The following is a 24,347-nucleotide window of genomic DNA, read 5'->3' on the forward strand; positions in this document are numbered from 1 at the left end:
CCCTTATTTACGAAACATATTGAGCATACGGCGGGTAACAGCAAAGCCACCGAAGATATTAACGCTGACTATCGCTACTGCAATAAAGGCCAGCAGCGATACAAAACCATGTCCCTGCCCGATTTGCAGCAATGCACCTACTACAATAATGCCCGATATGGCATTAGTTACTGACATTAACGGGGTATGCAGGGCGTGGTTCACGTTCCATACCACAAAGTAACCCACTACACAGGCAAGTACAAATACCATGAAGTGATTCAGAAAAGCCACCGGAGCAACCGCACCTATCCACAACATCAGTATGACTGCAATTGCTGCCCAGATGATTTTTTTGTTTGCTGATGTCGGCTGTGCTGTCGCAACAGGAGCCGGAGCTGCAACTTTCGGTTCTGCTTTTGGCGCGGCGGATACCTGAATCGGTGGTGGCGGATACATGCTGTTGCCTTCATGAGTAACAGTCATGTTACGGATAATCACATCTTCGAAATTTAATGCCAGTTCACCATCCTTATTCGGTGTAAGCAGGCGTGCCAGATTAACCAGATTTGTGCCATAAAGCTGTGAAGACTGGCCGGCCAGACGGTTAGCCATATCGGTATAACCAATTATTTTCACCCCATTGGCGGTAGTAATAATTTTACCGGGTTCGGTATATTCGCAGTTACCGCCGGTAGCAGCAGCCAGATCCACGATTACTGAACCTTCACGCATGCTGTCTACCATCTCCCGGGTAATCAGTTTGGGAGCAGGTTTTCCCGGAATCGCAGCAGTTGTAATGATAATGTCAACTTGTCTGGCTTGTTCGGCAAACAGTTTCATTTCTGCTTCAATATAAGCAGCACTCATGGTTTTAGCATAGCCGTCGCCACTACTGCTTTCTTCTTCCTGATAGTCCAGTTGCAGAAAGTTACCACCCATGGATTCAATCTGGTCAGCAACTTCAGGGCGGGTATCGAATGCATTAACCACGGCACCAAGCTGACGGGCTGTACCAATAGCGGCCAGACCAGCCACCCCTGCACCTATCACCAGCACTTCTGCCGGAGGAACTTTACCGGCAGCAGTAATCTGGCCGGTAAAGAAACGGCCAAAGTTTTCAGCAGCTTCAATTACCGCCCGATAGCCACTGATATTAGCCATTGACGACAATGCATCCATTGCCTGTGCACGTGAAATCCGCGGTACCATGTCCATTGCCAGCACGGTAATTTTTTTCGCCTGTAACTGCTGTACCAGCTCTGACTGCTGCGCCGGCATGATGAAGCTGACCAGTATCGTGCCGGACTGCATGGCGGCAATTTCTTCTTTATTCGGTACATTTACCTTAAATATTAGCGGACACTGCCAGACAGTGCCTGCATCAGCCACTGTTGCGCCTGCTTCCTGATACAAACCGTCAGACAAGCTGGCTGCCTTACCGGCATCATGCTCAATAACAACTTCATGCCCCAATTTAATTAGCTGGGTAACGGTTTTCGGCGTAGCCGCTACTCTGGTTTCACCGGCAAGAGATTCGCGTGGAATACCTATCTTCATTCTTATTCCTTTCCGAGGAAGGTGCCGTAAAATAGTTGTAACTGTAAATATTTATCTGCTCTGATATATTTGGTCAGAGTTAATCAGTATAGACTGCCTGCCTAACTCATAACTATCAGAAGATAATATTTTCTGTTGTTTACAACCACTATATTATCGAAAACACAGCAATAAAACCTTTATTCAGGTCATTATTTGTGTCTGATTTAAAAAATTTAACAATTACATTTACATATAATATGTCTTTATCAATAATGTCTATTATCAGGATAGGCTATTATCTGTTTTCAACAAAAAAGCCAGCCATTAGTAATAACGGCTGGCTGTAATGTTGACAGGAACAAAATTTAATTCATGCTGTTCAGCGGCCGGATAACTTCATCAATCTGACGGTTCAGACTTTCCAGCCCGTTGCCGGATAAATACCACAAGTCAGCACTAAGATTAACGATTTGTGTACCTGCATTCTGCATAACTTTATTATCAAAATAATCGCTGCGCATCGGTGTATTGCCTATTGCTTTACTGCGGTCAACAACGTAAATAATATCCGGATGATATTGAGCAATAAACTGATTATCAACCATTATACGTGCCGGCCGGCCATTTTCAGCTTTATCCGGTACAGGCAGATCATTGGCATTTACAGCTCGTTTTACATGTAATTCATCGAAGATCAGCGCAGCATAGCTACCCTGATTCATCAGCATCACATTTCCATCATTATGTAATACCACGATGGCTTTTTTACCGGATTGCTGTGCGAGCTGACGGGCTGCATCCATTTTTAAATCCAGTGCATTCAACTGCTCCTGCGCCAGTACTTCTTTACCGGCAATTTTCCCCAGCATTCTGATCTGATTCTTGACCGCAGAATAATAATTTTCACCGGAATTAATTGAGTAATTGAGTGTAGGTGCAATGGCACTCAAATCTTTATAGAAATTATTTTGCCTTCCGCTCATGATTATCAGATCCGGACTGGCAGCTTTAATACCGGCAATATCCGGCTCCTTCATTTTGCCTGAATCCTGTACCTGTGCATTATGATATTGTTGCAGATAAGCCGGAATATTACTTACCGGAGCAGCAATAACACGATTGCCGGCACCCAGTGCATCCAGCGTATCTAAAGCACCGAAATCCATCACAACAATTTTTTGCGGTTGTACCGGTATCTTAATTTCTTCGCCAGCCTGAGTAAGGTTAATTGACGGTGCAGTGCTTTGACAAGCACTTAACCCCATCATCAGAGCCGATGCAACAGCCAGCGTTATTATTTTTTTCATAACTGAATTACCCCTTGAATTTTAAATTATTAAATAATGATAATTATTATCATTATTTAATATAAATGTCCAGCTTTGCAATACAATCCGGCTTAATATAAATTTAATAAGCGGATGTTATAACTTGCCGGACAGCATGAATTTAGTGTGCGCCCAGTTTCAGACCAATAATACCGGCAATAATCAGTGTCAGGCTAATCAGACGCATGGCACCAGCCGGTTCTTTAAAAGCAATGATACCGACAATGGTTGCTCCAACAGCGCCAATACCAGTCCAGACTGCATAAGCTGTACCTACCGGCAATGAACGCATGGACTGTGCCAGCAGAAGAAAGCTGCCAACCAGAGCAGCCAATGTAATGATACTCGGGGTGAATTTAGTAAAATTTTGTGAATACTTAAGACCAATTGCCCAGACTATTTCAAGTATGCCGGCCAGCAATAATGACACCCAGGCCATAATGATTCCTGTTAAGGCTGATGCAGGCCGTCCTGCGTGAGAATCTACCGGCCGGGTCGTCCCGAACGGATGCATAAATAAGCATGTGAATAATGGCATCATAATAGGCAGTCTGAATCAGCGTCAAGCAATCAAAACTCCATTGGAACAAAAACAGATGGCTATAGACCATCTGTCAGGATATTGATACTGATCGCAGTTCAGTCTGCCACAGTTATAATCAATATAATGCTGCGAACTTATTTCTTCTTCTGAATGAATTCAATTTTATAGCCATCAGGATCTTCCACAAATGCGATGACAGTAGTGCCATGCTGCATGGGTCCGGCCTCACGGGTTACACGACAGCCTTTAGCGCGCACAGCATCACAGGCAGCATAAGCATCATCTACCTCAATAGCAATATGTCCGTACCCTGTACCTGGATCATAAGCATGCGTATCCCAGTTATAGGTTAATTCCAGTACGGTACTGTCAGATTCTTCACCATAGCCGACAAAAGCCAGAGTAAAACGTCCGCCGGGAAAATCTTCCCGCCGCAGCAGTTTCATACCGAGCACATCCTGATAAAACGCCAGTGATTTATCCAGATCACCTACTCGCAGCATAGTATGCAACATTCTCATGTTATGTTCCTTATATCTTATTCTGTTTTTGTTTTTGCCAGATTACCCAGCAGCATGGCATCGCCATAACTGAAAAAGCGGTATCCGGCACCAATGGCATGCTGGTAAATGGCACGAATTTCATCATAACCACTAAATGCGCTTACCAGCATGAGTAAAGTTGATTTAGGCAGGTGAAAATTGGTAATCATGCGGTCAATTACCTTAAACTCATAGCCCGGCGTAATAAAAATATTGGTATCGCCCTGGCCTGCCTGTAATTTTCCGCTGCGTGCCGCAGACTCCAGTGCGCGAACTGCTGTTGTGCCTACCGCCCAGATTTTATTTCCTCGCGCCTGTGCCGCTTCAATCTCTGCAACAACTTCCTCACTCACGTCATACCATTCACTATGCATATGATGTTCAGCAATATTTTCTACCCGCACCGGCTGAAAGGTGCCTGCACCCACATGTAAAGTTACTTCGGTCAGGTGTACGCCTTTATTTCGCAATTGTTGCAAAATAGTATCGGTAAAGTGCAAACCGGCAGTAGGGGCAGCTACTGCTCCTTCATATTTAGCATAAATCGTCTGATAGCGCTCATCATCGTCATGATCAGCCGAACGGGTAATGTATGGTGGCAATGGCAAATGGCCGTGAGCTTCCAGTAGCTCCCATACAGTTTTGTCGCCGGAAAAATGCAGTACAAATAACTCACCTTGTCGTGCCTGCATCTGTGCATGCAATCCGCCTTCGAAAATCAGTTCTGTACCCGGTTTGGGCGATTTAGATGAACGCACATGCGCCAGAGCAGTATGATTATCCAGCACTCGTTCAATCAATGCTTCAATCTGACCGCCACTGGCTTTACGGCCAAAAAGGCGGGCTTTCATTACACGGGTATTGTTAAATACCAGAACATCACCGGCTGCCACATAATCTGCCAGCCGGATAAATTCACTGTCTGTCGGAGGCTGCCCGGGCAAAGCCACCAGCAGACGGCTACTGCCGCGCACAGCCGGAGGGTGCTGAGCAATCAGTTCCGGTGGCAAATCAAAATCAAAATCATTAATATGCATGTATATGTGCCCGAAAAAGGCAAAAGACGTATTATAAGCCGGCTTGCACAGACTGCGAAGCAGTAGCATATTACCCTTATCAGCCACAGTTTAAATATCCGGCTTATCAGTTTATTAAGCACGCAAAATAAGGCTGCCAGACTGTTATAGGGAAAACAGTTGTAGTTTATATAGTGAAATTTTTACGAAAATACTGGACATTTGCGCGCATTTTCGGCAAAAATGGCGCAATTTTGCGATAAACAATCAATATATGAGTGCCTCAATTCTGGTTTTAAACGGCCCCAATCTGAATCTTTTAGGGTTACGGGAGCCGCATATATATGGTCATACCACACTGGCAGACATTAATCAGAAACTGCTTGTACAGGCACAGGCAGCCGGCCTAACGCTGGAAACACTGCAAAGCAATGCCGAACATGTTCTGACAGAACGCATTCAGGCTGCATTAACTGATGATACCCGGTTTATTATTATTAATCCGGGTGCATTTACTCATACCAGCGTAGCCATTCGTGATGCTTTTGCAGCTGCCGGCAAACCATTTATTGAGATACACATTTCAAATGTACATGCACGCGAAGCGTTCCGGCGCCATTCCTATCTGTCCGATATTGCCATGGGGGTAATCTGTGGTCTGGGCGTATATGGTTACGAGGCAGCGTTACACCGCGCAATTGAATACATTCAAGAGACAGATCGCCAACACTAATACCTATTGCGATCAGGTCCAATCACACAAGGGTTCATAATATGGATTTACGTAAACTTAAAAAACTCATTGATCTGGTAGAAGAGTCAGGCATTGCTGAAATCGAAGTGACCGAAGGTGAGGAAAAGGTACGCATTACCCGCACTACTGCTGCTCAGCCAGTATATTCTGCACCAGTACAACAACAGCCGGCTGTTATGGCTGCACCAGCAGCAGTTCCGGCAGAAGCTGCTCCGGCAGCAGCCGTACCGGCAGCCGGTCCTGATCTGAGCAAAGCGATGAAGTCACCGATGGTCGGAACTTTTTACCGGGCAGCAAGTCCGACTTCTGCACCGTTTGTTGAAGTGGGGCAAACCGTTAATGCCGGCGATACTCTGTGTATCATCGAAGCCATGAAACTGATGAATGAAATTGAAGCTGATCACAGTGGCGTGGTCAAGGAAATTCTCGTATCCAACGGGCAGCCTGTGGAGTTTGGTGAACCGCTGTTTATTATTGAGTAATCTTAATATCAGTCATAACTCCCCTTTTTTACAAGGTACTGCCTCATGTTAAAAAAAGTTCTTATTGCCAATCGTGGCGAAATTGCGCTGCGCATTCTGCGCGCCTGCCATGAAATGGGTATTGCAACCGTGGCTGTGCATTCAGAAGCCGACAGTGATGCTCTGCACGTTAAGCTGGCTGATGAATCTGTTTGTATTGGTCCGGCCAGTTCCGCCCAAAGTTACCTGAATATCCCTGCTCTAATTTCCGCTGCTGAAGTTACCGATGCTGATGCGATTCACCCCGGTTATGGATTTCTGGCAGAAAATGATGGTTTTGCAGAACAGGTTGAGCAGTCCGGTTTCGTTTTTATTGGTCCGCGTCCGGAAACCATACGTCAGATGGGTGACAAAGTTTCTGCGAAAAAGGCGATGCAGGCAGCCGGTGTCCCCTGTGTACCCGGTTCAGATGGCGCATTACCGGAAGATCCGCAGGAAATTGAAAAAATCGGTGCTGCGGTAGGCTATCCTGTCATTATTAAAGCATCAGGCGGTGGCGGCGGTCGCGGTATGCGCGTAGTTGAAAAGGCTGAGGATTTACTGGCCGCAGTAGAAATGACCCGTACTGAAGCCGGGGCTGCTTTTGGTAATCCTGCCGTATATATGGAGCGCTATCTGCAGAAACCGCGCCATATTGAAATTCAGGTACTGTGTGATGAACATGGCAATGCCATTTATCTGGGTGAACGTGACTGCTCTATGCAGCGCCGCCATCAGAAAGTCATTGAAGAAGCACCGGCACCATTTATCACCGCGGAAGAACGCGAACGTATTGGTAGCGCGTGTGTAGCCGCATGTCAGCGCATCGGCTACCGTGGTGCGGGTACATTTGAATTTCTGTATGAAGATGGTGAGTTCTTCTTCATTGAAATGAATACCCGTGTACAGGTTGAGCATGCTATTACCGAGCTGATTACCGGTGTGGATATTGTGCAGGAGCAAATCCGTGTAGCTTCCGGTCTGCCCTTATCCTACACTCAGGCGGATATCCGTTTACAAGGACATGCTTTTGAATGCCGGATTAATGCCGAAGACCCGTATACTTTTGTTCCCAGCCCCGGTCTGATTACCAGCTGCCACCAGCCAGGTGGTAACGGTGTGCGCATTGACAGCCATATTTATCAGGGCTATACCGTGCCTCCTTATTACGATAGCATGATTGGTAAGGTGTGTACCCACGGGCGTGATCGTAATGAAGCTATTGCCAAAATGCGTGTTGCCCTGCAGGAGCTGGCCATCACCGGTATTAAAACCAATACCAACCTGCACCGTGATATTTTTGCTGATCCGGGTTTCATTCATGGTGGTGAAAGTATTCATTATCTTGAACAATGGTTACAAAAACACAAAGAATCACAAAAATAATTTACAATAAGCATACATTGCGCTTTTGTTTGCAGGCAGCCGCGGTGGCTGCCTGAAGTTTTATAAAACATCCAGTTACGGTAAAAAAGCCATGCACTACCAACAAGTTGTTATTACAGTTACACAAGATCAGGTGGATAAGCTCTCCGATGCACTAATTGAAAACGGCGCATTAAGTACAGCTATTGAAGATGCCAATGCCGGCAATGATAATGAACAGCCGATTTTCGGCGAACCTGATATGCCCACTGAACAGGTGTGGCAGCAAAGTAACATTGTGGCACTGTTTGATGAAAATACTGATATTGATTCCGTTGTCTCTACAGCGGCACAGGAATGTGCGATTGCCAAACCACAGTACTATCTTGAAACCATTCCTGAGCAGGACTGGGTACGCCTGACCCAGTCTCAGTTTGACCCGATTCAGATTTCTTCGCGCTTATGGATTACGCCATCATGGCATAACCAGCCAACTCAACCGGGGGTCATCAATCTGCAACTGGATCCGGGGCTGGCTTTCGGTACCGGGAGTCACCCCACTACCCGGCTGTGCCTGCAATGGCTGGATAAGCATGTGCGCAGTGGTGAAACTCTGCTGGATTATGGCTGTGGTTCAGGTATTCTGACGATTGCCGCACTGAAACTGGGTGTCGGTCGTGCCTGTGGTGTAGACATTGATCCGCAGGCAATCCGTGCCAGTCAGGATAATGCTGCACAAAATCAGGTCAGTGCTGAATTTTATCTTCCGGATAATTTGCCAGCCGGTCAGAAATTTGACATCGTTGTTGCAAATATTCTGGCTAATCCGTTACGCATGCTGGCTCAAATGCTGGCAGAACGTACCCGTACCGGTGGTGAAATTGTCCTGTCAGGTATTCTGGCAGAACAGACAGAAGAGCTCAGTGGAATATATCGTCAGTGGTTTGATTTGAACTCACCTAAAACACTGGACGGGTGGGTATGTATTAGTGGCCGTAAAAGAGCATAATTGCCCGGTTTTGCTATTTATCTGAAAATACCGGCATGACATGCTAATGCGATAACACGGCTATCCGCTTCTGACAGTACTTAATTGCCTCCTTTTTAACTATTTGGTTTGCTGAAAAATCATGTCTAAAACAATTACTGTTATTTGTCCTAAATGCCATGCAGAAAATATCGTAGCAACACCGCCACGTGACGGAGGACGTGTTGTGTGTGAACAATGCCGGCACAGATTTACAGTTGTATCCAAAATCCGTACGAATAAAAATGTCACCCCGCCGGCCGGAAGCAAAAATAATACGGCTGCTTCCGGACAACAGGTACCCAGTGCCAGTGAAGTAATGGATTTACTGCAAAATGCTCTGAATTTAAATCAGACCAACAGCAGAAATGCCCAGAGTCAGATATTTACCAGTGCACCAACACCAAAAAATACTGCGGTTATTGATAAAAGACCGAATCTGAATACTTTATTAAATCAAGTAGCCAATAAAGTTGAAATCCGCGTGCCAACGGTAATTGAACCGGAACCGGAACACTCGTCTGCGCCGCAGCCGCAGCTAGCCAGCAGTGAATTACTGCGCAACCCGCCACCTGTAGCAGAGCCGGTAAAAGAAGCTCCGCCAATAGTCAATACACCAGTCCATGTGCCTGAAGAAAACACCACCAGCATCTCCATGAACAGTAATGTGAATAACCTGAATAATCTTGTTTTTACCTTACTGCCTAATGACAATCCAAATCAGGCAGATGTACCATTACTGCTTAATGATGCAATCGAAAAAACCGATGCCATCCATGCCAAAACCGAATTTTTACATCATCAGCAGGATAAACTGTCCAAAGAATTTAACTGGACTCTGGCAACCATTGTTGCGTTAACTGTACTGATGATGCAGTTATTTTATTTAATGGCAGTAAAATGAACATTCATGCAGGTAATCAAGAAATTTTTAAAAGTAACCAGTTTGTTCACGATTTTCGTCAGGCCTCACCTTATATCCACCATCTGAATGGTAAAACGCTTGTTTTAGCAATCAGTAGCCATGTTTTGGTAAGCGACAAACTCGCAGCACTGGCCGCCGATATACTTTTATTAACCAGCCTCGGTATGAGGCTGGTTCTTATTCACGGGTGCAGCCAGTATATTCAGGCCATAGCTGGCAGTGATACTGCAATCAGCATAGATGAAAATCCGGTTACTGATAATGCTGCTCTGGAGTTAGTCAAACAGGCCAGCGGAATTGCACGCTTCAATCTGGAAGCAGCACTATCTATGATACCTACACAGGTTATGGAGCACAGCACTCCGAACCTACGTATTGCTGCCGGGAATTTCCTGCGCGCCAAGCCTCTGGGCGTAATTAACGGAACAGATATGGGCTACAGCGGCTGTGTTCGCAAAGTAGATTCGGCCGCTATCGAAGAGCGTCTGGCTCACAATCAGCTGGTATTAATCAGCCCGATCGGTCATTCGCTTAGCGGTCAGTCATATCGTTTGCAGGTAAATGAAGTTGCACAGGCTGTGGCAGAAGCCATCAGCGCAGAAAAACTCATCTTTCTGGGCACACAGCAGGGTTTACTGGATGAACAGCAACAAACCATCAGTGAACTGAACTGTGTTGAAATTGCCAGTCTGCTGGCACAAAACACCGGAAGCAGACGCCAGACAGAGCTGTTACAGACAGCAGCCCATGTACTTGAACACGGCGTTCAACGGGTGCATGTTCTGTCCGGTCTTCAGGATGGCAGCCTGTTACAGGAATTATTTACCCGTGAAGGCAGCGGCACAGCCATGGCTAAAGCGCCCTTTATGCGTATCCGGCCGGCTGCCAATAAAGATATCGGTGATATCCTGCAACTGATTGCGCCACTGGAAGCAGCCGGTATTTTATTACCGCGTGACAGTGAATACATGGAAAACCATATTCATGAATTTTCTGTGCTTGAGCAGGATTGTTATGTTTATGGCTGTGTTGCTTTACATGTTTATCCTGAAGCAAATGCCGGTGAGCTGGCATGTCTGATTGTTTCACCGAATGCCCGCGCCCGCGGCTACGGAGAACTGCTGCTGACTCATGTTATTAAACAGGCACAGCAATTACAGCTAAAAGAACTGTTTGCTCTGAGCACACATACTGGTGACTGGTTTGTCGAACGCGGATTTATCAGTGCTCATCTGGAACAGTTACCATTAGAGCGGCAGCAACAGTACACCAGTAACAAACGCCAGTCGAAAATATTTTGCCGCCAGCTTTAAACCAACTCCTGCAAAATATTCTACAATCTGTATTTTTCCCTGAATGACACAAAGGAAAACACATGAGCCATATGGTGCATTGCGTTAAACTGGGCAAAGAAGCGCCCGGATTGAAATTTCCGCCATTTCCCAATGAACTGGGTAAACGCATATACAATAACGTATCACAGGAAGCCTGGGATGGCTGGTTACGTTATCAAACCATGATTATTAATGAAAACCGCCTTAGTCTGGCCGACCCCCGCGCCCGTCAGTACATTACCCAGCAAATGGAAAATTATTTCTTCGGCGAGGGTGCCGACCAAATCAGTGGTTATACACCGCCTCAGGAATAAAAACTAATGGCTGTTCGATTTCACAGAGACGAACAGCCTTTTATTTTCCCGACATCTTTGCACTGTTTTATGGTTATCCAGCTTATTAAAAGTGATTTGTTTCGTTATAGCGGCCGTACAGACTGGTCTAGTTTTATTCGTCATTATCTGTTTAACCGGGGGTTCCGCTTTACTTTCTGGCTCAGGCTGGCCTCCGTACCGGGAATATGGCGCAAAATTGCCTACCCCATGTATGCATGGCAAAAACGCCGCAGCGGTATCATTATCAGCCCGCGCACAGCAGTAGGTTATGGTTTGTACATTGGTCATGGCGGCCCGCTGATTATCAATAGCAGTGCCCGACTGGGTAATAATGTCAATCTTTCTCCCTACACAGTAATTGGCGCTAACAACGGCCCCGCAGCCTGTATCGGTAATAACGTCTACATCGGACCCAATTGTAATCTGATTGAAAATGTACAGATTGGTGACAATGCCACTATTGGCGCCGGCAGTGTTGTGACTAAAAATATTCCGGCAAATGCCACTGCTGCCGGCAATTACGCTAAAGTACTGAATTACCAGAATCCGGGACAATATATCCACAACCGCTGGCCACCAGAAAATACAAATGAAGCTTGACCTGACAGCAAAACAGTGCCAATGTTAGTAACATTAACACCAGACTGACAAATTCTTACCCTTAATGACAGTTACAGGTATAGCCAATGTCCGAAATTCAGCCACATCTACTTTGCCGTGAACTTAGCCTGCTGGCTTTCAATCGTCGCGTTCTGGCACAGGCGCAGGATACACAGGTACCCTTACTCGAACGTTTACGGTTTTTATGTATCGTTTCTTCCAATCTGGATGAATTTTTTGAAGTAAGGATGGCATGGCTGCGGCGTACCCGTGAACTTTCGCCACATATTCCTCTGGCCAATGGCGAACTACCGGATACAGTTATTGCCAATGTAACCGAAGAAGCTCACGCCATTATTGCCGAACAATACAGATTATTTAACGATGAGCTGATTCCGGCACTGCGCAGTGAAGGCATATCTTTTTATCCGCGCAGTGAATGGAGTGAAGCACAACGCCAGTGGGTGGCTGATTACTTCCGAAATGAACTGTTACCCATTCTGACCCCTATCGGACTGGATCCTTCGCATCCTTTTCCGCGTTTACTGAATAAATCACTGAATTTTGCAGTAGAACTGGAAGGTAAAGATGCTTTTGGGCGTACCGGTGGCATGGCCATCGTTCAGGCTCCGCGTATTTTGCCAAGAGTACTGAAAATGCCTAAGGAATTATGTGACGGACATGATGGTTTTGTATTTCTGTCGTCAATCCTGCATGCTCATGTGCATACACTCTTCACTGGAATGAGCGTTAAAGGATGCTATCAGTTTCGCCTTACCCGCGACAGCGACTTAAGTGTTGATGAAGAAGATCTGGAAAATCTGCGCACGGCGATTGCTGGTGAATTACAGGGAAGACAATATGGAGATGGTGTCCGGCTGGAAGTAGCCGATAATTGTCCGGCACACGTTTACGATTTCCTGCTTAGCCATTTTCATCTGGGCCGCGACGAATTGTACCGAGTAAACGGTCCGGTAAATCTGGTACGACTGATGGCCGTACCGGATATGGTTGAACGCAATGATTTAAAATTTCCGCCATTTATTCCCGGCACACCGGCCATTCTGAATAAAAATCGCGATATGTTCAGCATCATCAGCCAGCGCGATATCTTACTCTATCATCCCTACCAGTCTTTCGAACCTACAGTTCGTCTGATTCAGCAGGCAGCTGATGACCCTCAGGTTATTGCGATAAAAATGACCATTTACCGTACTGGCAGTAACTCTGACCTGGTAAAAGCACTGATGAAAGCGGCACTGACAGGCAAACAGGTTACTGTGGTGGTTGAACTGATGGCCCGTTTTGATGAAGAAACCAATCTGAACTGGGCAGGTCAGCTTGAAGCTGCCGGTGCCCATGTCGTATACGGAGTCTTCGGTTATAAAGTTCATGCCAAAATGGCACTGATAGTTCGACGTGAAGACGGCAGGCTGAAACGCTACGCTCATGTCAGTACAGGTAATTATCATCAGGGCACCAGCCGTATTTATACTGATCTGGGTCTGATGACCTGCAATCAGGATATCAGCGTGGATGTTAATACCGTATTTATGGAAATCACCGGTCTGGGACAACCCAATAATCTGCATAAAATAGCGCAAAGCCCGTTTACTCTGCACAAAATGCTTCTCAACAGCATTAATAACGAAATTGAGCAGGCAAAAGCCGGCAAAACAGCTCGTATTATTGCTAAAATGAACGCACTGGTTGAGCCTTCTATTGTCGATGCCCTGTATGCAGCCAGTCAGGCCGGTGTACAAATTGAGCTAATAGTACGCGGAATATGTGTGTTACGTCCGGGTGTTAAAGGCTTATCAGAAAATATCCGGGTACGTTCTATAGTCGGCCGGCTGCTGGAACATGCGCGGGTATTTTATTTTGAAAATGGCGGTGATTCTAAACTATGGATATCCAGCGCCGACTGGATGGGGCGAAATCTGTTCCGTCGTGTAGAAATTTGTACACCGATTGAAACATCTGAGCTAAAACAACGTATAATCAAGGAAACTCTGATGCTTGCGCTGGCTGATAATCAGTGTGCATGGCTGATGCAGCCGGATGGTCAGTATGAGCGCATTAAACCAGCAGAGAAAGAGTCAATAACCAATATGCAGAATATGCTTATTGAGCGTTATCGCCAGTAATAATACTGGTTTCAAACCTAAAACTACCGAATGGCCGGTCAGAATGCTGAATTAATTGTGTAGTAAGCAGTTTTAGCCAGTGCCATGGCAAAAAAAGCAAGGTTATCCATCCGGATACCTTGCTTTTCATTTGAATACATAAAAATTACTGATGTCCAGTACTACCAAAACCGCCTTCTCCGCGGCTGGTTTGCGCAAATTCATCAACCACGGTAAAAGCTGCCTGCATAACCGGCACAATAATCATCTGAGCAATCCGTGCCAGAGGTTCAATCACATACGCTTCATGACTGCGATTCCACAACGATACTTTTAATTCTCCCTGATAATCCGAATCAATTAAACCAACCAGATTACCCAGTACAATCCCATGTTTATGCCCCAGACCGGAACGCGGCAATATCAGAGCTGCATATCCCGGATCAGCCAGATGTATGGCCAGTCCGGTCGGTAGCAGAAAGCTTTCTCCCGGCTGCAAAGTAACCGGTGCTTCAATACAGGCACGTAAATCCAGCCCGGCCGAACCAATCGTCGCATATTCAGGTAATTGTTCTGCCATTGACGGATGTAATATTTTAATTTGTACAGATAACTCAGAAGCACTCATAAAAACCAGTCTTTAAATAATAGATCATTAAAAATATCAGGACAGCACGCCCTTATAACACATCAGTAACAGCCTTTTACTGTCACGGCAATAATTGTGCCAGCCGTTCAACAATAGCCGCAGCCGTATCCGCTTTACTCATTTGCGGTAAAGCCGTTTCCTGCTCGTCATCAAGTAAAATTACCTGATTGGTCGTTTTACCCATAGCCAGACTCACATCATTAGCTACCAGTAACGGCACACCTTTTTTCAGCCGTTTAGCACGCGCATGTTCCAGAACATGCTCACTTTCTGCTGCAAAGCCAACACAGAAAGGAGCATCCGGCCGGCTGGCTACGGTTGCCAGTATATCGGCATTTTCAGTCAGTTCGATTATAGGAACAGCCTGTCCCGGCTGTTTTTTCAGTTTTTGTACACTGCGGTTTTTTACTTTGTAATCAGCCACTGCTGCTACAGAAATAAACACATCCTGCTGTGGCAACAAACGCTCGACTGCATTCAGCATAGAATCTGCGCTGACAGCCTGTTCAGTGTAAGCCAGCCCTGCTGCCATTGAGGTATTAATCTGTCCGTATATTAAAGATACACTTGCTCCGGCTGCACGGCAGGCTCGCGCCAGAGCCATACCCATCTGTCCGCTGGAAATATTGGTAATACCGCGTACCGGATCAATGGCTTCAAAGGTTGCCCCGGTTGTAATCAGCACACGTTTACCAGCCAGCACCGGCAGTGTCCAGACATCTGCCAGCAATTCCGCCAGTTCAGCCGCTTCCAGCATCCGTCCGCTGCCAGTTTCGCCGCAGGCCTGCTCACCAACTGCCGGTCCGAGTATTTTTATCTGATCCTGACGTAATAAAGCCAGATTGCGCTGATTAGCCGGATTATTCCACATCTGTACATTCATTGCCGGCGCAACAGCCAGCGGACAGGTACGGGCTGCTACCAGAGTTGTCAGCAGATTATCAGCCATTCCGTTCGCTATTTTCGCCAGCGTATTGGCAGAAGCCGGTGCAATCAGCATCACATCTGCCTGACGACTCAGATTGATATGAGCCATCCCGTTGCCGCCGGCAGCATCATGGGTATCCAGCAATACCGGTTCTCCGCTCAGTGCCTGAAAAGTAGTGGGACTGACAAAATCAGTAGCTGCCTGTGTCATCACAACATTAACCTGATGTCCTGCTTTTTTAAGCAGCCGCACCAGTTCACAACATTTATATGCAGCAATACCACCACAAATACCCAGCAACACCTTTTTCTTCATTACTTTTACATCCATCGTCATGACCGGCCGTAAACAGATATCTACCGAATTTTCATTTAACCCAGTCAGAAAAAAATAAAACAAACTATTTGATTATAAGGAAAATTTTTTGCACAATCCATTTATACTCATATTCACATTTTATAATTGAAATCAGTACAATCTCATTATCAGATACAACCGCTGAGTAGATCAGGTTTAAATGAATATAGCAGCCAATAATTACATGATACACTAGGCAATATTCAGCCTGCCAGACAGCATGTTCTCTGTCAGACCGTACTTTAGCTCAATCCTAACAAAATTTTATTCAATTTAAAAAGTACCGCTAAATCCCTGTTTACATACAAAGTTATACTCTAAGTGGAGAATTTAAACGTATTAACACTTAAATTTCATTGCCCCATACTAAATGCTTGCATACAATGCGTCCCCTAAAGCAGGAGCAGAATCGTTTTTGCACCGTTCTTTAAACATTACAGTAAACATCCATATGCCGAGCATTGGCTGGAACGATTTTTCTGGAGTAACCTTTAATTATGAGCGAAAACGCAATCACCAGACCCGGTGCCGATCCAGCACACTACTTACAGATTAAAGACATCGTCAAGACCTATGGCGATAATTACGCCGTAGACCATATTAATCTGACCATCAAAAAAAACGAAATATTCGCCTTGCTCGGCAGCTCCGGCAGCGGTAAATCGACTTTATTACGCATGCTCGCCGGTATGGAAACACCAACTCAGGGACAGATTATCCTTGATGGTGAAGATATTACTAAACTGCAACCCTACGACCGCCCTATCAATATGATGTTTCAGAGCTATGCCCTGTTTCCGCATATGACGGTCGAACAAAACATCGCTTTCGGATTAAAGCAGGATAAACTGCCCAAAGATGAAATCAGTGCGCGGGTAGAAGAAATGCTGCGTCTGGTACAAATGAGCAAATACGCCAAACGCAAACCACACCAGCTTTCCGGTGGTCAGCAGCAACGCGTTGCGCTGGCACGCAGTCTGGCAAAACGCCCTAAATTGCTATTACTGGATGAACCTCTGGGCGCTCTGGACAAAAAACTGCGCCAGCAAACTCAGCTGGAACTGGTGAATACTCTCGAAAAAGTGGGTGCTACCTGTATTATGGTTACTCATGATCAGGAAGAAGCCATGACAATGGCTTCACGTATTGCCATCATGTCGGACGGACAGTTGCAACAGGTTGGCACACCTTCTGATATTTACGACTATCCGAATAGCCGCTTTACAGCTGAATTCATGGGTGAAACCAATATTCTGGAAGGCAAAGTGACTGAAGACGGTGCCGACCATACCATTATTCACTGCCCAGAAATGCAGCAACTGGTTTATCTTGGTCACGGTATCAGCGGACCGGAAGATCAGAAAATCTGGCTGTCTATTCGTCCTGAAGATATCAACATCTATCGTGAGCAACCTCAGCAGGAATATAACTGGTCAGCCGGAATTGTCAAAGAAATTGCCTATCTCGGCAGCTTCGGTATTTTTCATATCCAGCTGCCTTCCGGCAAAATTATTAAAAGTCAGGTGTTATCCTCATACTGGGAACAATACAGCATTCCTATGCCCACATGGGAAGAAAAAGTTTACATCAGCTGGCCGGATAATCAGGTCAGTCCTCTGACCCATTAATTGGCGCGGGAGCTTAAACATGAACTGGTTTAACCGCCTCAAAGGCTTACGCCCGACACAGGGACTGGTTGTTGGCATTCCTTATATCTGGCTGCTGGTACTTTTCCTTATCCCATTTTTTATCGTACTTAAAATCAGCTTTGCCGAACAGGATATTGCTATCCCGCCCTATACTCCGCTGTATCATGTAGATGCTGAAATGGGACGAGTAAATATTCTGGTCAGCTACCAGAATTATGCCGACATTTTCAATGATTTCTGGCATTCTCTCGGACAAATGTTTATTGGCAATCTAGGCGATAATATTTACCTGCTGACTTACTGGTTATCAATTAAAACCGCTTTCACTACGACACTTATCTGTTTGCTGGCGGGTTATCCGATAGCCTATGCTATCGCCCGGGCTCCGGAAAGGATCCGTAACGGTCTGCTGCTTACCATTATGCTGCCTTTCTGGACATCATTTCTGCTGCGTGTATATGCATGGATGAGCCTGCTCGGCCATAACGGTATTATTAATACTTATCTGATCAAATGGGGACTCATCAACAACCCGATGAATATGCTATACAACTCATTCTCACTGAATCTGGTTATGGTATATACCTATCTGCCCTTTATGATTCTGCCTCTGTACACTCAGCTGGTAAAACTGGACAACCGCCTGCTGGAAGCCGCTGCCGATCTCGGTGCCGGTCCTATTAAAGCGTTTGTTTCCATTACTCTGCCACTATCCAAAGCCGGGATTATCTCCGGTTCGATGCTGGTCTTTATTCCGGCAGTTGGTGAGTTTGTGATACCCGAACTGATAGGCGGACCAAAAAATCTGATGATTGGTAAAGTACTGTGGCAGGCTTTCTTCGATCAGAATAACTGGCCGCTGGCGTCAGCAGTTGCTGTTATTATGGTGCTGTTACTGGTGATTCCGATTACCTTGTTCCATCGTTATGAAAACCGGGAAATTGAAGAAGGAGCCAGCCATGCATAAAAACATATCATCCTGGTTTCTCAGAGTAATGCTGTTTCTGGGGCTGGCATTTCTGTATATACCCTTGGTTGTCCTGATTATCTACTCATTCAACAATTCGCGACTGGTCACTGTCTGGGGAGGTTTTTCCATTCAGTGGTACAGTAAGTTATTACAGAATGAACAGATACTTGATGCTGCGTGGCTTTCAGTACGCATTGCTTTGTGCTCGGCGGCAGCCGCAGTCATTCTGGGGACACTTGCCGGCTACGCATTAGCCCGCATCAAACGTTTCCGTGGTAGTACCTTGTTTGCCGGTATGGTTTCTGCACCAATGGTTATGCCGGACATCATTACCGGTTTGTCCATGCTGCTGTTAATTATTCAGGTACAGATATTGTTGCAAAACAGTGTTTTTAGCTTTCTGTATTTTGAACGCGGCTTTTTTACTATCTGGCTTGGTCATACCACCCTGTGTATGGCCTATGTAACTGTTATTATCCGCTCACGTTTATCTGAGCTTAATCAGTCACTGGAAGAAGCAGCCAAGGATCTTGGTGCAAGGCCATTAAAGGTATTTTTTCTGATTACACTGCCTTCAATTGCTCCGGCTATTGCATCCGGCTTTCTGCTGTCCATTACACTGTCGCTGGATGATTTAGTCATTACATCATTCCTGTCCGGTCCGGGTTCCTCAACCTTACCAATGATTATATTTTCAAAAATCAAACTGGGTCTGGATCCGCAAATGAATGTACTGGCCACCATCATCATTGCACTGGTAGGTACATTGGTTATAGGTATTAATTACTTCATGATGCGGCAAAATACCCGACGTGAACGGGAAATGGCAGAAGCCTATCGACAGAGCCAGTTACTTGAGGCTAACAAATAAAAATGCATACATGGCAGCTATCTGATTTCGGTTAGCTGCCAATTTTTCATCTTCCTAATCAGTTTAATCATTGTAACTATGTCTACACACATGCCACCAGATACAGAACGCATTGACAGCTACTATACAGCCAGCTGTAATGACCACAGCCACTATCCAAGTTTAACAGGTACTGTTGAAGTGGAAACCTGCATCATTGGTGGCGGACTGAGCGGAATCGGTACTGCATTGCCATTGGCACAACAGCAGCATAGTGTAGCACTTATCGAAGCCGCCCGAATCGGTTATGGCGCCTCCGGCCGTAACGGCGGTCAGGTCATTTATGGTTACGCTGCTGAAATGAGCAATCTGGCCGGCATGATCGGACTGAAAAACGCACAAACACTCTGGCAGTGGAGCCGTGAAGCTGTCACTCTGATTGAACAACAGATTCAAACCTACCAAATCAGCTGTGACTGGCAACGCGGTTACGCTCATGCAGCCATCCGACCACGCCAGCTGCGTGCCTTAACTGAATGGGTGAAAGAAGCTGCCGAACACTATCATTTTCATGATTATGAAGTATGGAATTCCAATCAGCTGCAACAGCAACTGGCCAGTGAACGCTATACCGGCGCGATTTTTGACCATCAGGCCGGACATTTACATCCACTAAACTACTTACTTGGACTGGCTCGTGCAGCTGCCCGTGCCGGAGCATTGCTGTTTGAACATTCCCCTATGCTTTCGCTGGAAACATGGCAGCACGGATACCGGATTACCACACCAAACGGAAATATCATTGCAAAAAACCTCGTGATTGCCGTCAATGCCTTTACCCGTAGCCTCCGGCAGGCACCTATAAAGGCACTCGAAGCCAAAATCCTGCCGGTAGGTACATACATGATTGCAACCCAGCCGCTTGGGAAACGTGCTCAGCAACTTATCAAAAATAACATGGCAGTATGTGATACCCGTTTTGTACTTGATTATTATCGCCTGAGTGTAGACAAACGTCTGTTATTCGGAGGTAAAGTCAATTATTCCGGTCGTGAACCCGGCCGGCTGCAACTCATTCAGAGTATGCGCCGTGACATGCTTAAAGTATTTCCACAACTGGCTGATGCAGAAATTGATTATGCCTGGGGTGGTCTGGTTGATATCAGCATGAACCGCCTGCCCCATTTCGGGCGTCTTAACCCGCAACTCTATTTTTTACAAGGATTTTCAGGACATGGCGTGGCTGCTGCCGGTATGGGCGGGCAAATTATTGCTGAGGCAATCAGCGGCGATGACAGCCGCCTGTGCATGTTTGAAAAAATTATACATCACAACTTTCCCGGTGGCAGTTTACTGCGCCTGCCCATACAATGGGCAGGAACAGGTTATTACCGTCTAAAAGATTTATTACCTTAATTTTAAGAGTTATAAACTTAACTATAGTACAATCAATACCCGTTTTTGAATTCAAGCAACAGGCTTCATGACCGCTTCCGACTCTTCTGCCTTTTATCAGCATGCATTACAACAGTGCCTGCTCATACAAACCGGCCTGATGCAAAGCCATATACTGACTAACGGCGAAAAAGTATGGGTACGGCAAGCTGGTGCACGCAATAGTGCCTGGCGCTATCACTTATTAAAAATAGCTCAGAAAATAAGTGGTATTCACATGCTGCAACCTGTACCCAATTTGGGCGGAATACCTGCACTGCAAACCGAAGCATCCCGTCTGCGGGCTCTGGCCTCAGCAGGAGTGCGGGTTCCTGCCATTCTGGCGCAACAACCGGATGCTCTGATGATTAGTCATATTGGCGATCACAATCTGGAAAAAGAATGGAAACACTGTAAGCATCAGCCTGAACTTCTGTTGCAACGCTGGCAGCTTGGTCTTAACGCCATCGAAGATGTACATAAACGCAAGCAATACCTGAGTGAAACTTTTGCACGCAATATGATTTACATTAATCAGGACAGCATAGGCTTTATCGATTTCGAAGATGATCCTTTATCCGCGATGACATTAACGCAATGCCATTCCCGCGACTGGCTATGCTATCTGCACTCAGGTGCACGTTTAATGCAGGAATTCGGCGTAACTATTCAGGCTAAAGAATTATGGCATAGCGTACTGCATAATCAACCTAATGAAGTAAGTAGTATTGTCAACAAAAGCTTACATAAAATCCGCTGGATGCGTCATCTAAAGGCTAAATTTTATGGTAAAGATACACTTAAGCTTGCCGCGATGGCCGGATATGCCTGAAACAGCCCAGCTAACACAATCATGATCGATATTGCAAATTCAGGTATATAAAATAATTTTTCTCATCAAGCAAAAAAGCTGTAGCAACAATAACATGCTACAGCTTTTTTAAGCATTAACTGAATTCAGCTTGCAGCCCGCTGACAATGCATCACCATTTTCTGCAACATCCATGGTTCTAATAACTGAATATGCTTGTGCTCAACTTTTATCCAGCCTTCATGCTGAAATTTAGACAAAGTACGGCTTACTGTTTCCAGCTTTAGCCCCAGATAGCTGCCAATTTCTTCACGTGACATACGCAAAATAAAATCATTTGCAGCAAAACCACGAAAACTCAGACGATGAGATAAATTCACCAGAAACGCAGCCAGACGCTCTTCTGCACGCATATTACCCAGCATCAGCATCAGCTCCTGAGTACGCAGAATTTCCTGACTCATCAGACGATAAAAATGTATTTGTAATGAAGGCAAAATATTACCGGCATCTTCCATATTAGTGAATGGTAGCTCACATACCTCACTATCTTCCAGAGCTACTGCATCACAGCCATGAACATTATGACAAATACCGTCCAGCCCCAACAATTCACCTGACATAAAAAAACCAGTTACCTGATCTCGTCCGTCCCGGCTATTAACCATGGTTTTAAAAAAACCGGTTCGTATGGCAAATATTGCATCAAACGGTTCACCGGCACGAAACAGATACTCCCCTTTTTTTAAACGACGACTCTGACGAATAATCGCTCCTAAATCGGTTAGTTCCCGCTCTTTAAGCATTACCGGCATACAGAGAATATGCAAAGAACATTTTTCGCATAATTTCTGTACTATTTCACCCTGTTTATACAATCTAATCATAATATATTTAATAATTACTGATTACACTTTGCCCAGAACATCATATAAAAAACATATTGATATAAATCAATTTTTTAAAAACTATCCAATATAGTATTGTTATAGACAAAGTGAATTGAATTTCCTTCAGACCCTGATTTAATAAAAAAATTGGCTTATTATGTTTTCACTGCTTTACTTTACTGCCGGATGTATTCTACCATAAATAGTTATCACTCCTATCTATTTCACCAGACCAACACAAGAATAACCATCATTATCCAATGAACACACCACGCATCAACATAGAATTCGACCGTACCCTTATTGCTTCCTTACCGTCTTCCGGCCCGCGTTATACTTCCTACCCTACAGCAGACCGTTTTAATACTTCATTCACCGCAACTCAGTTACAAACTGCTTTACAGCAAAATATTGGTGACAAACCAGTCTCCCTGTACGTACATGTGCCTTTCTGCAATACCATCTGTTACTATTGCGGCTGTAATAAAATTATTACCAAAGATACCAGCCGTGCCGATATATATATCCGGTATCTGGATAAAGAAATGGCACTGCTGGCAAAAAACTGGCAGAGTAAACCGCTGCTGGCACAATTACATTTCGGCGGCGGTACACCAACCTTTCTGAATGATGACCAGCTCAGTCATATTTTTGCCAGTATCAGCCGCTACTTTACCCTGTCAGAACAGGGTGAATATTCAATTGAAATCGACCCGCGTAAAGTGACAGCTGAAACTGTAGCTCATCTGGGCAGACTCGGTTTTAACCGGATGAGCGTCGGTATTCAGGATTTCAATCCGGCGGTACAACAGGCCGTTAACCGCATCCAGAGCGAAGCTGAAACCCGGACAGTTATTGAGGCAGCCAGAGCTAATGGTTTTCACTCTGTCAGTGTCGACTTAATCTATGGCTTACCGCACCAGACTGAAGCCTCTATGCGCTGCACACTGGATCACGTACTGACTCTGCAGCCGGATCGCATTGCCATGTATCACTATGCACATCTGCCACATCTGTTCAAACCACAGCGGCGTATTGATACATCAGCCGTACCCAACAGCAGTGTTAAACTGGATATTCTGCAAAACACCGTTCAATATCTGTTACAGCAGGGCTATATCTTCATCGGCATGGATCATTTTGCCAAACCTGATGACGAACTGGCCATTGCCTTATCTGAAGGCCGCCTGCAACGCAATTTTCAGGGTTATTCAACCCATGCAGACTGTGACTTAATCGCCATCGGCGTATCCAGCATCGGCAAAATCAACAATATCTACAGCCAGAATGAAAAAGAACTGCCTGCCTACTATCAGGCTCTGGATGAAAACCGCCTGCCAGTTATGCGCGGCTACCAGCTTAATGCAGACGACTTACTGCGCCGGCGTGTAATTCAGGATTTGATGTGCCGCTTCCAGCTTAATTACATTGATTATAGCCATGCCATGCAGCAGCCTTTTCAAACTTACTTTGCTGCTGAGCAGTCTGATTTACAGCACCTGCAACAGCTTGGCTTGCTCAATCTTAGTGATCAGAATTTACAGGTTACACCCAAAGGGAGGCTGCTGATTCGCAATATCGCCATGGTATTTGACTACTATTTGCGCCAGAAGCGCACCGAAGCCCAGTATTCGCGTACATTATAATAATCAAACCGCAACAGTTACCATCGTTTTATCAGCAAGATAAATAACGTTGCCAAAATTAATAAATACTGCAACTGTTCGTCATCGCCATTTACTTAACTGCAAACCAATTTTACTGTTTAAAATTAAACCAGTTCCCACGGTAAATCACACCGTTTATGAACTGGTTTTAATTTTTCTCATTACGCAATTGCTGAGCAGCCCAACGTAAATCATATTGCCAGATATAAAGCATACTTCCGGATG

The 24,347-nt window shown here is 45.4% G+C and carries 23 protein-coding genes; 15 read left to right on the forward strand and 8 right to left on the reverse strand.

What is annotated here, in order from left to right; genetic code table 11:
* Positions 1 to 3 precede the first annotated feature (3 nt).
* The 5 genes from GYX91_RS07760 to queA all read right to left on the reverse strand — a co-directional run bounded on the left by GYX91_RS07760 (position 4) and on the right by queA (position 4,972).
* On the reverse strand, positions 4 to 1,539 hold the full coding sequence (locus tag GYX91_RS07760; protein ID WP_174830517.1) for a Re/Si-specific NAD(P)(+) transhydrogenase subunit alpha: 1,536 nt from the start codon (positions 1,537 to 1,539) through the stop codon (positions 4 to 6).
* A 347-nt stretch (positions 1,540 to 1,886) separates the two neighbouring features.
* Positions 1,887 to 2,828 (reverse strand): siderophore ABC transporter substrate-binding protein, encoded by a 942-nt coding sequence (locus GYX91_RS07765; RefSeq protein WP_084586120.1) that lies wholly within the window; start codon positions 2,826 to 2,828, stop codon positions 1,887 to 1,889.
* A gap of 142 nt (positions 2,829 to 2,970) precedes the next feature.
* Positions 2,971 to 3,288: a quaternary ammonium compound efflux SMR transporter SugE gene (sugE, locus tag GYX91_RS07770; protein WP_025331179.1), complete on the reverse strand. Its 318-nt coding sequence runs from the start codon at positions 3,286 to 3,288 to the stop codon at positions 2,971 to 2,973.
* Between the two features lie 239 nt (positions 3,289 to 3,527).
* The gene (gene gloA / locus GYX91_RS07775) at positions 3,528 to 3,914 is read right to left on the reverse strand and encodes a lactoylglutathione lyase (protein ID WP_084565485.1); all 387 of its coding nucleotides are present in this window, start codon (positions 3,912 to 3,914) and stop codon (positions 3,528 to 3,530) included.
* A 17-nt stretch (positions 3,915 to 3,931) separates the two neighbouring features.
* A complete protein-coding gene (gene queA / locus GYX91_RS07780) occupies positions 3,932 to 4,972 on the reverse strand; it encodes a tRNA preQ1(34) S-adenosylmethionine ribosyltransferase-isomerase QueA (protein ID WP_174830519.1) in 1,041 nt (346 codons plus the stop codon).
* A 253-nt stretch (positions 4,973 to 5,225) separates the two neighbouring features.
* Between queA and aroQ the strand changes: the two genes are divergently transcribed.
* The 9 genes from aroQ to ppk1 all read left to right on the forward strand — a co-directional run bounded on the left by aroQ (position 5,226) and on the right by ppk1 (position 13,938).
* Positions 5,226 to 5,684, forward strand: a complete 459-nt coding sequence (gene aroQ / locus GYX91_RS07785; RefSeq protein WP_025331182.1) for a type II 3-dehydroquinate dehydratase — start codon at positions 5,226 to 5,228, stop codon at positions 5,682 to 5,684.
* A 41-nt stretch (positions 5,685 to 5,725) separates the two neighbouring features.
* Entirely contained in the window at positions 5,726 to 6,187 is a 462-nt protein-coding gene (accB, locus tag GYX91_RS07790; protein ID WP_025331183.1) for an acetyl-CoA carboxylase biotin carboxyl carrier protein, read from the forward strand.
* A gap of 45 nt (positions 6,188 to 6,232) precedes the next feature.
* Positions 6,233 to 7,591, forward strand: a complete 1,359-nt coding sequence (gene accC, locus GYX91_RS07795; RefSeq protein WP_025331184.1) for an acetyl-CoA carboxylase biotin carboxylase subunit — start codon at positions 6,233 to 6,235, stop codon at positions 7,589 to 7,591.
* Positions 7,592 to 7,682: 91 nt separating this feature from the next.
* Positions 7,683 to 8,579, forward strand: coding sequence for a 50S ribosomal protein L11 methyltransferase (gene prmA, locus GYX91_RS07800; RefSeq protein WP_084547908.1), 897 nt, complete (start codon positions 7,683 to 7,685; stop codon positions 8,577 to 8,579).
* 121 nt (positions 8,580 to 8,700) lie between these two features.
* Complete coding sequence (locus GYX91_RS07805; protein WP_084547888.1) at positions 8,701 to 9,501, forward strand: hypothetical protein; 801 nt, start codon at positions 8,701 to 8,703, stop codon at positions 9,499 to 9,501.
* Positions 9,498 to 10,835: an amino-acid N-acetyltransferase gene (gene argA / locus GYX91_RS07810; protein ID WP_025331187.1), complete on the forward strand. Its 1,338-nt coding sequence runs from the start codon at positions 9,498 to 9,500 to the stop codon at positions 10,833 to 10,835. Before GYX91_RS07805 ends, argA begins: the two co-directional genes overlap by 4 nt.
* A 62-nt stretch (positions 10,836 to 10,897) precedes the next feature.
* Entirely contained in the window at positions 10,898 to 11,170 is a 273-nt protein-coding gene (locus GYX91_RS07815) for an oxidative damage protection protein (protein WP_025331188.1), read from the forward strand.
* A gap of 6 nt (positions 11,171 to 11,176) precedes the next feature.
* The gene (locus GYX91_RS07820; protein WP_198210839.1) at positions 11,177 to 11,791 is read left to right on the forward strand and encodes a serine acetyltransferase; all 615 of its coding nucleotides are present in this window, start codon (positions 11,177 to 11,179) and stop codon (positions 11,789 to 11,791) included.
* Positions 11,792 to 11,877: 86 nt separating this feature from the next.
* The gene (gene ppk1 / locus GYX91_RS07825; protein WP_174830521.1) at positions 11,878 to 13,938 is read left to right on the forward strand and encodes a polyphosphate kinase 1; all 2,061 of its coding nucleotides are present in this window, start codon (positions 11,878 to 11,880) and stop codon (positions 13,936 to 13,938) included.
* Between the two features lie 145 nt (positions 13,939 to 14,083).
* On the opposite strand, the gene dut is transcribed toward ppk1, so the two are convergent.
* Together dut and coaBC are read right to left on the reverse strand one after the other, a co-directional pair.
* Positions 14,084 to 14,545: a dUTP diphosphatase gene (gene dut, locus GYX91_RS07830; RefSeq protein WP_174830522.1), complete on the reverse strand. Its 462-nt coding sequence runs from the start codon at positions 14,543 to 14,545 to the stop codon at positions 14,084 to 14,086.
* An 82-nt stretch (positions 14,546 to 14,627) separates the two neighbouring features.
* Positions 14,628 to 15,809 carry a bifunctional phosphopantothenoylcysteine decarboxylase/phosphopantothenate--cysteine ligase CoaBC gene (coaBC, locus tag GYX91_RS07835; protein ID WP_174830588.1) on the reverse strand — a complete coding sequence of 394 codons (1,182 nt, stop codon included), beginning with the start codon at positions 15,807 to 15,809 and terminating at the stop codon, positions 14,628 to 14,630.
* Between the two features lie 539 nt (positions 15,810 to 16,348).
* Between coaBC and GYX91_RS07840 the strand changes: the two genes are divergently transcribed.
* The 5 genes from GYX91_RS07840 (at position 16,349) to GYX91_RS07860 (ending at position 21,586) form a co-directional block, all read left to right on the forward strand.
* A complete protein-coding gene (locus tag GYX91_RS07840) occupies positions 16,349 to 17,479 on the forward strand; it encodes an ABC transporter ATP-binding protein (RefSeq protein ID WP_025331193.1) in 1,131 nt (376 codons plus the stop codon).
* 19 nt (positions 17,480 to 17,498) lie between these two features.
* Entirely contained in the window at positions 17,499 to 18,467 is a 969-nt protein-coding gene (locus GYX91_RS07845; RefSeq protein ID WP_084565490.1) for an ABC transporter permease subunit, read from the forward strand.
* Positions 18,460 to 19,341, forward strand: a complete 882-nt coding sequence (locus GYX91_RS07850) for an ABC transporter permease subunit (protein ID WP_174830524.1) — start codon at positions 18,460 to 18,462, stop codon at positions 19,339 to 19,341. Before GYX91_RS07845 ends, GYX91_RS07850 begins: the two co-directional genes overlap by 8 nt.
* A 78-nt stretch (positions 19,342 to 19,419) precedes the next feature.
* Positions 19,420 to 20,736, forward strand: coding sequence for an FAD-binding oxidoreductase (locus tag GYX91_RS07855; protein WP_238791328.1), 1,317 nt, complete (start codon positions 19,420 to 19,422; stop codon positions 20,734 to 20,736).
* A gap of 67 nt (positions 20,737 to 20,803) precedes the next feature.
* Positions 20,804 to 21,586, forward strand: a complete 783-nt coding sequence (locus tag GYX91_RS07860; protein ID WP_174830526.1) for a hypothetical protein — start codon at positions 20,804 to 20,806, stop codon at positions 21,584 to 21,586.
* A 125-nt stretch (positions 21,587 to 21,711) separates the two neighbouring features.
* Here GYX91_RS07860 and fnr read toward each other — a convergent pair whose 3' ends face one another.
* On the reverse strand, positions 21,712 to 22,452 hold the full coding sequence (gene fnr, locus GYX91_RS07865; protein WP_025331198.1) for a fumarate/nitrate reduction transcriptional regulator Fnr: 741 nt from the start codon (positions 22,450 to 22,452) through the stop codon (positions 21,712 to 21,714).
* 263 nt (positions 22,453 to 22,715) lie between these two features.
* Between fnr and hemN the strand changes: the two genes are divergently transcribed.
* The gene (hemN, locus tag GYX91_RS07870) at positions 22,716 to 24,101 is read left to right on the forward strand and encodes an oxygen-independent coproporphyrinogen III oxidase (RefSeq protein ID WP_174830527.1); all 1,386 of its coding nucleotides are present in this window, start codon (positions 22,716 to 22,718) and stop codon (positions 24,099 to 24,101) included.
* Positions 24,102 to 24,347 lie beyond the last annotated feature (246 nt).

The organism is Snodgrassella sp. ESL0304 (genome assembly GCF_013344995.1).
GTDB lineage: Bacteria > Pseudomonadota > Gammaproteobacteria > Burkholderiales > Neisseriaceae > Snodgrassella > Snodgrassella alvi.

Bases quoted from the DNA above. Each gene is read 5' to 3' on its own strand.
- GYX91_RS07760 (WP_174830517.1), bottom strand. From the start codon at position 1,539: ATGAAGATAGGTATTCCACGCGAATCTCTTGCCGGTGAAACCAGAGTA.
- GYX91_RS07765 (WP_084586120.1), bottom strand. From the start codon at position 2,828: ATGAAAAAAATAATAACGCTGGCTGTTGCATCGGCTCTGATGATGGGG.
- sugE (WP_025331179.1), bottom strand. From the start codon at position 3,288: ATGGCCTGGGTGTCATTATTGCTGGCCGGCATACTTGAAATAGTCTGG.
- gloA (WP_084565485.1), bottom strand. From the start codon at position 3,914: ATGAGAATGTTGCATACTATGCTGCGAGTAGGTGATCTGGATAAATCA.
- queA (WP_174830519.1), bottom strand. From the start codon at position 4,972: ATGCATATTAATGATTTTGATTTTGATTTGCCACCGGAACTGATTGCT.
- aroQ (WP_025331182.1), top strand. From the start codon at position 5,226: ATGAGTGCCTCAATTCTGGTTTTAAACGGCCCCAATCTGAATCTTTTA.
- accB (WP_025331183.1), top strand. From the start codon at position 5,726: ATGGATTTACGTAAACTTAAAAAACTCATTGATCTGGTAGAAGAGTCA.
- accC (WP_025331184.1), top strand. From the start codon at position 6,233: ATGTTAAAAAAAGTTCTTATTGCCAATCGTGGCGAAATTGCGCTGCGC.
- prmA (WP_084547908.1), top strand. From the start codon at position 7,683: ATGCACTACCAACAAGTTGTTATTACAGTTACACAAGATCAGGTGGAT.
- GYX91_RS07805 (WP_084547888.1), top strand. From the start codon at position 8,701: ATGTCTAAAACAATTACTGTTATTTGTCCTAAATGCCATGCAGAAAAT.
- argA (WP_025331187.1), top strand. From the start codon at position 9,498: ATGAACATTCATGCAGGTAATCAAGAAATTTTTAAAAGTAACCAGTTT.
- GYX91_RS07815 (WP_025331188.1), top strand. From the start codon at position 10,898: ATGAGCCATATGGTGCATTGCGTTAAACTGGGCAAAGAAGCGCCCGGA.
- GYX91_RS07820 (WP_198210839.1), top strand. From the start codon at position 11,177: ATGGCTGTTCGATTTCACAGAGACGAACAGCCTTTTATTTTCCCGACA.
- ppk1 (WP_174830521.1), top strand. From the start codon at position 11,878: ATGTCCGAAATTCAGCCACATCTACTTTGCCGTGAACTTAGCCTGCTG.
- dut (WP_174830522.1), bottom strand. From the start codon at position 14,545: ATGAGTGCTTCTGAGTTATCTGTACAAATTAAAATATTACATCCGTCA.
- coaBC (WP_174830588.1), bottom strand. From the start codon at position 15,809: ATGAAGAAAAAGGTGTTGCTGGGTATTTGTGGTGGTATTGCTGCATAT.
- GYX91_RS07840 (WP_025331193.1), top strand. From the start codon at position 16,349: ATGAGCGAAAACGCAATCACCAGACCCGGTGCCGATCCAGCACACTAC.
- GYX91_RS07845 (WP_084565490.1), top strand. From the start codon at position 17,499: ATGAACTGGTTTAACCGCCTCAAAGGCTTACGCCCGACACAGGGACTG.
- GYX91_RS07850 (WP_174830524.1), top strand. From the start codon at position 18,460: ATGCATAAAAACATATCATCCTGGTTTCTCAGAGTAATGCTGTTTCTG.
- GYX91_RS07855 (WP_238791328.1), top strand. From the start codon at position 19,420: ATGTCTACACACATGCCACCAGATACAGAACGCATTGACAGCTACTAT.
- GYX91_RS07860 (WP_174830526.1), top strand. From the start codon at position 20,804: ATGACCGCTTCCGACTCTTCTGCCTTTTATCAGCATGCATTACAACAG.
- fnr (WP_025331198.1), bottom strand. From the start codon at position 22,452: ATGATTAGATTGTATAAACAGGGTGAAATAGTACAGAAATTATGCGAA.
- hemN (WP_174830527.1), top strand. From the start codon at position 22,716: ATGAACACACCACGCATCAACATAGAATTCGACCGTACCCTTATTGCT.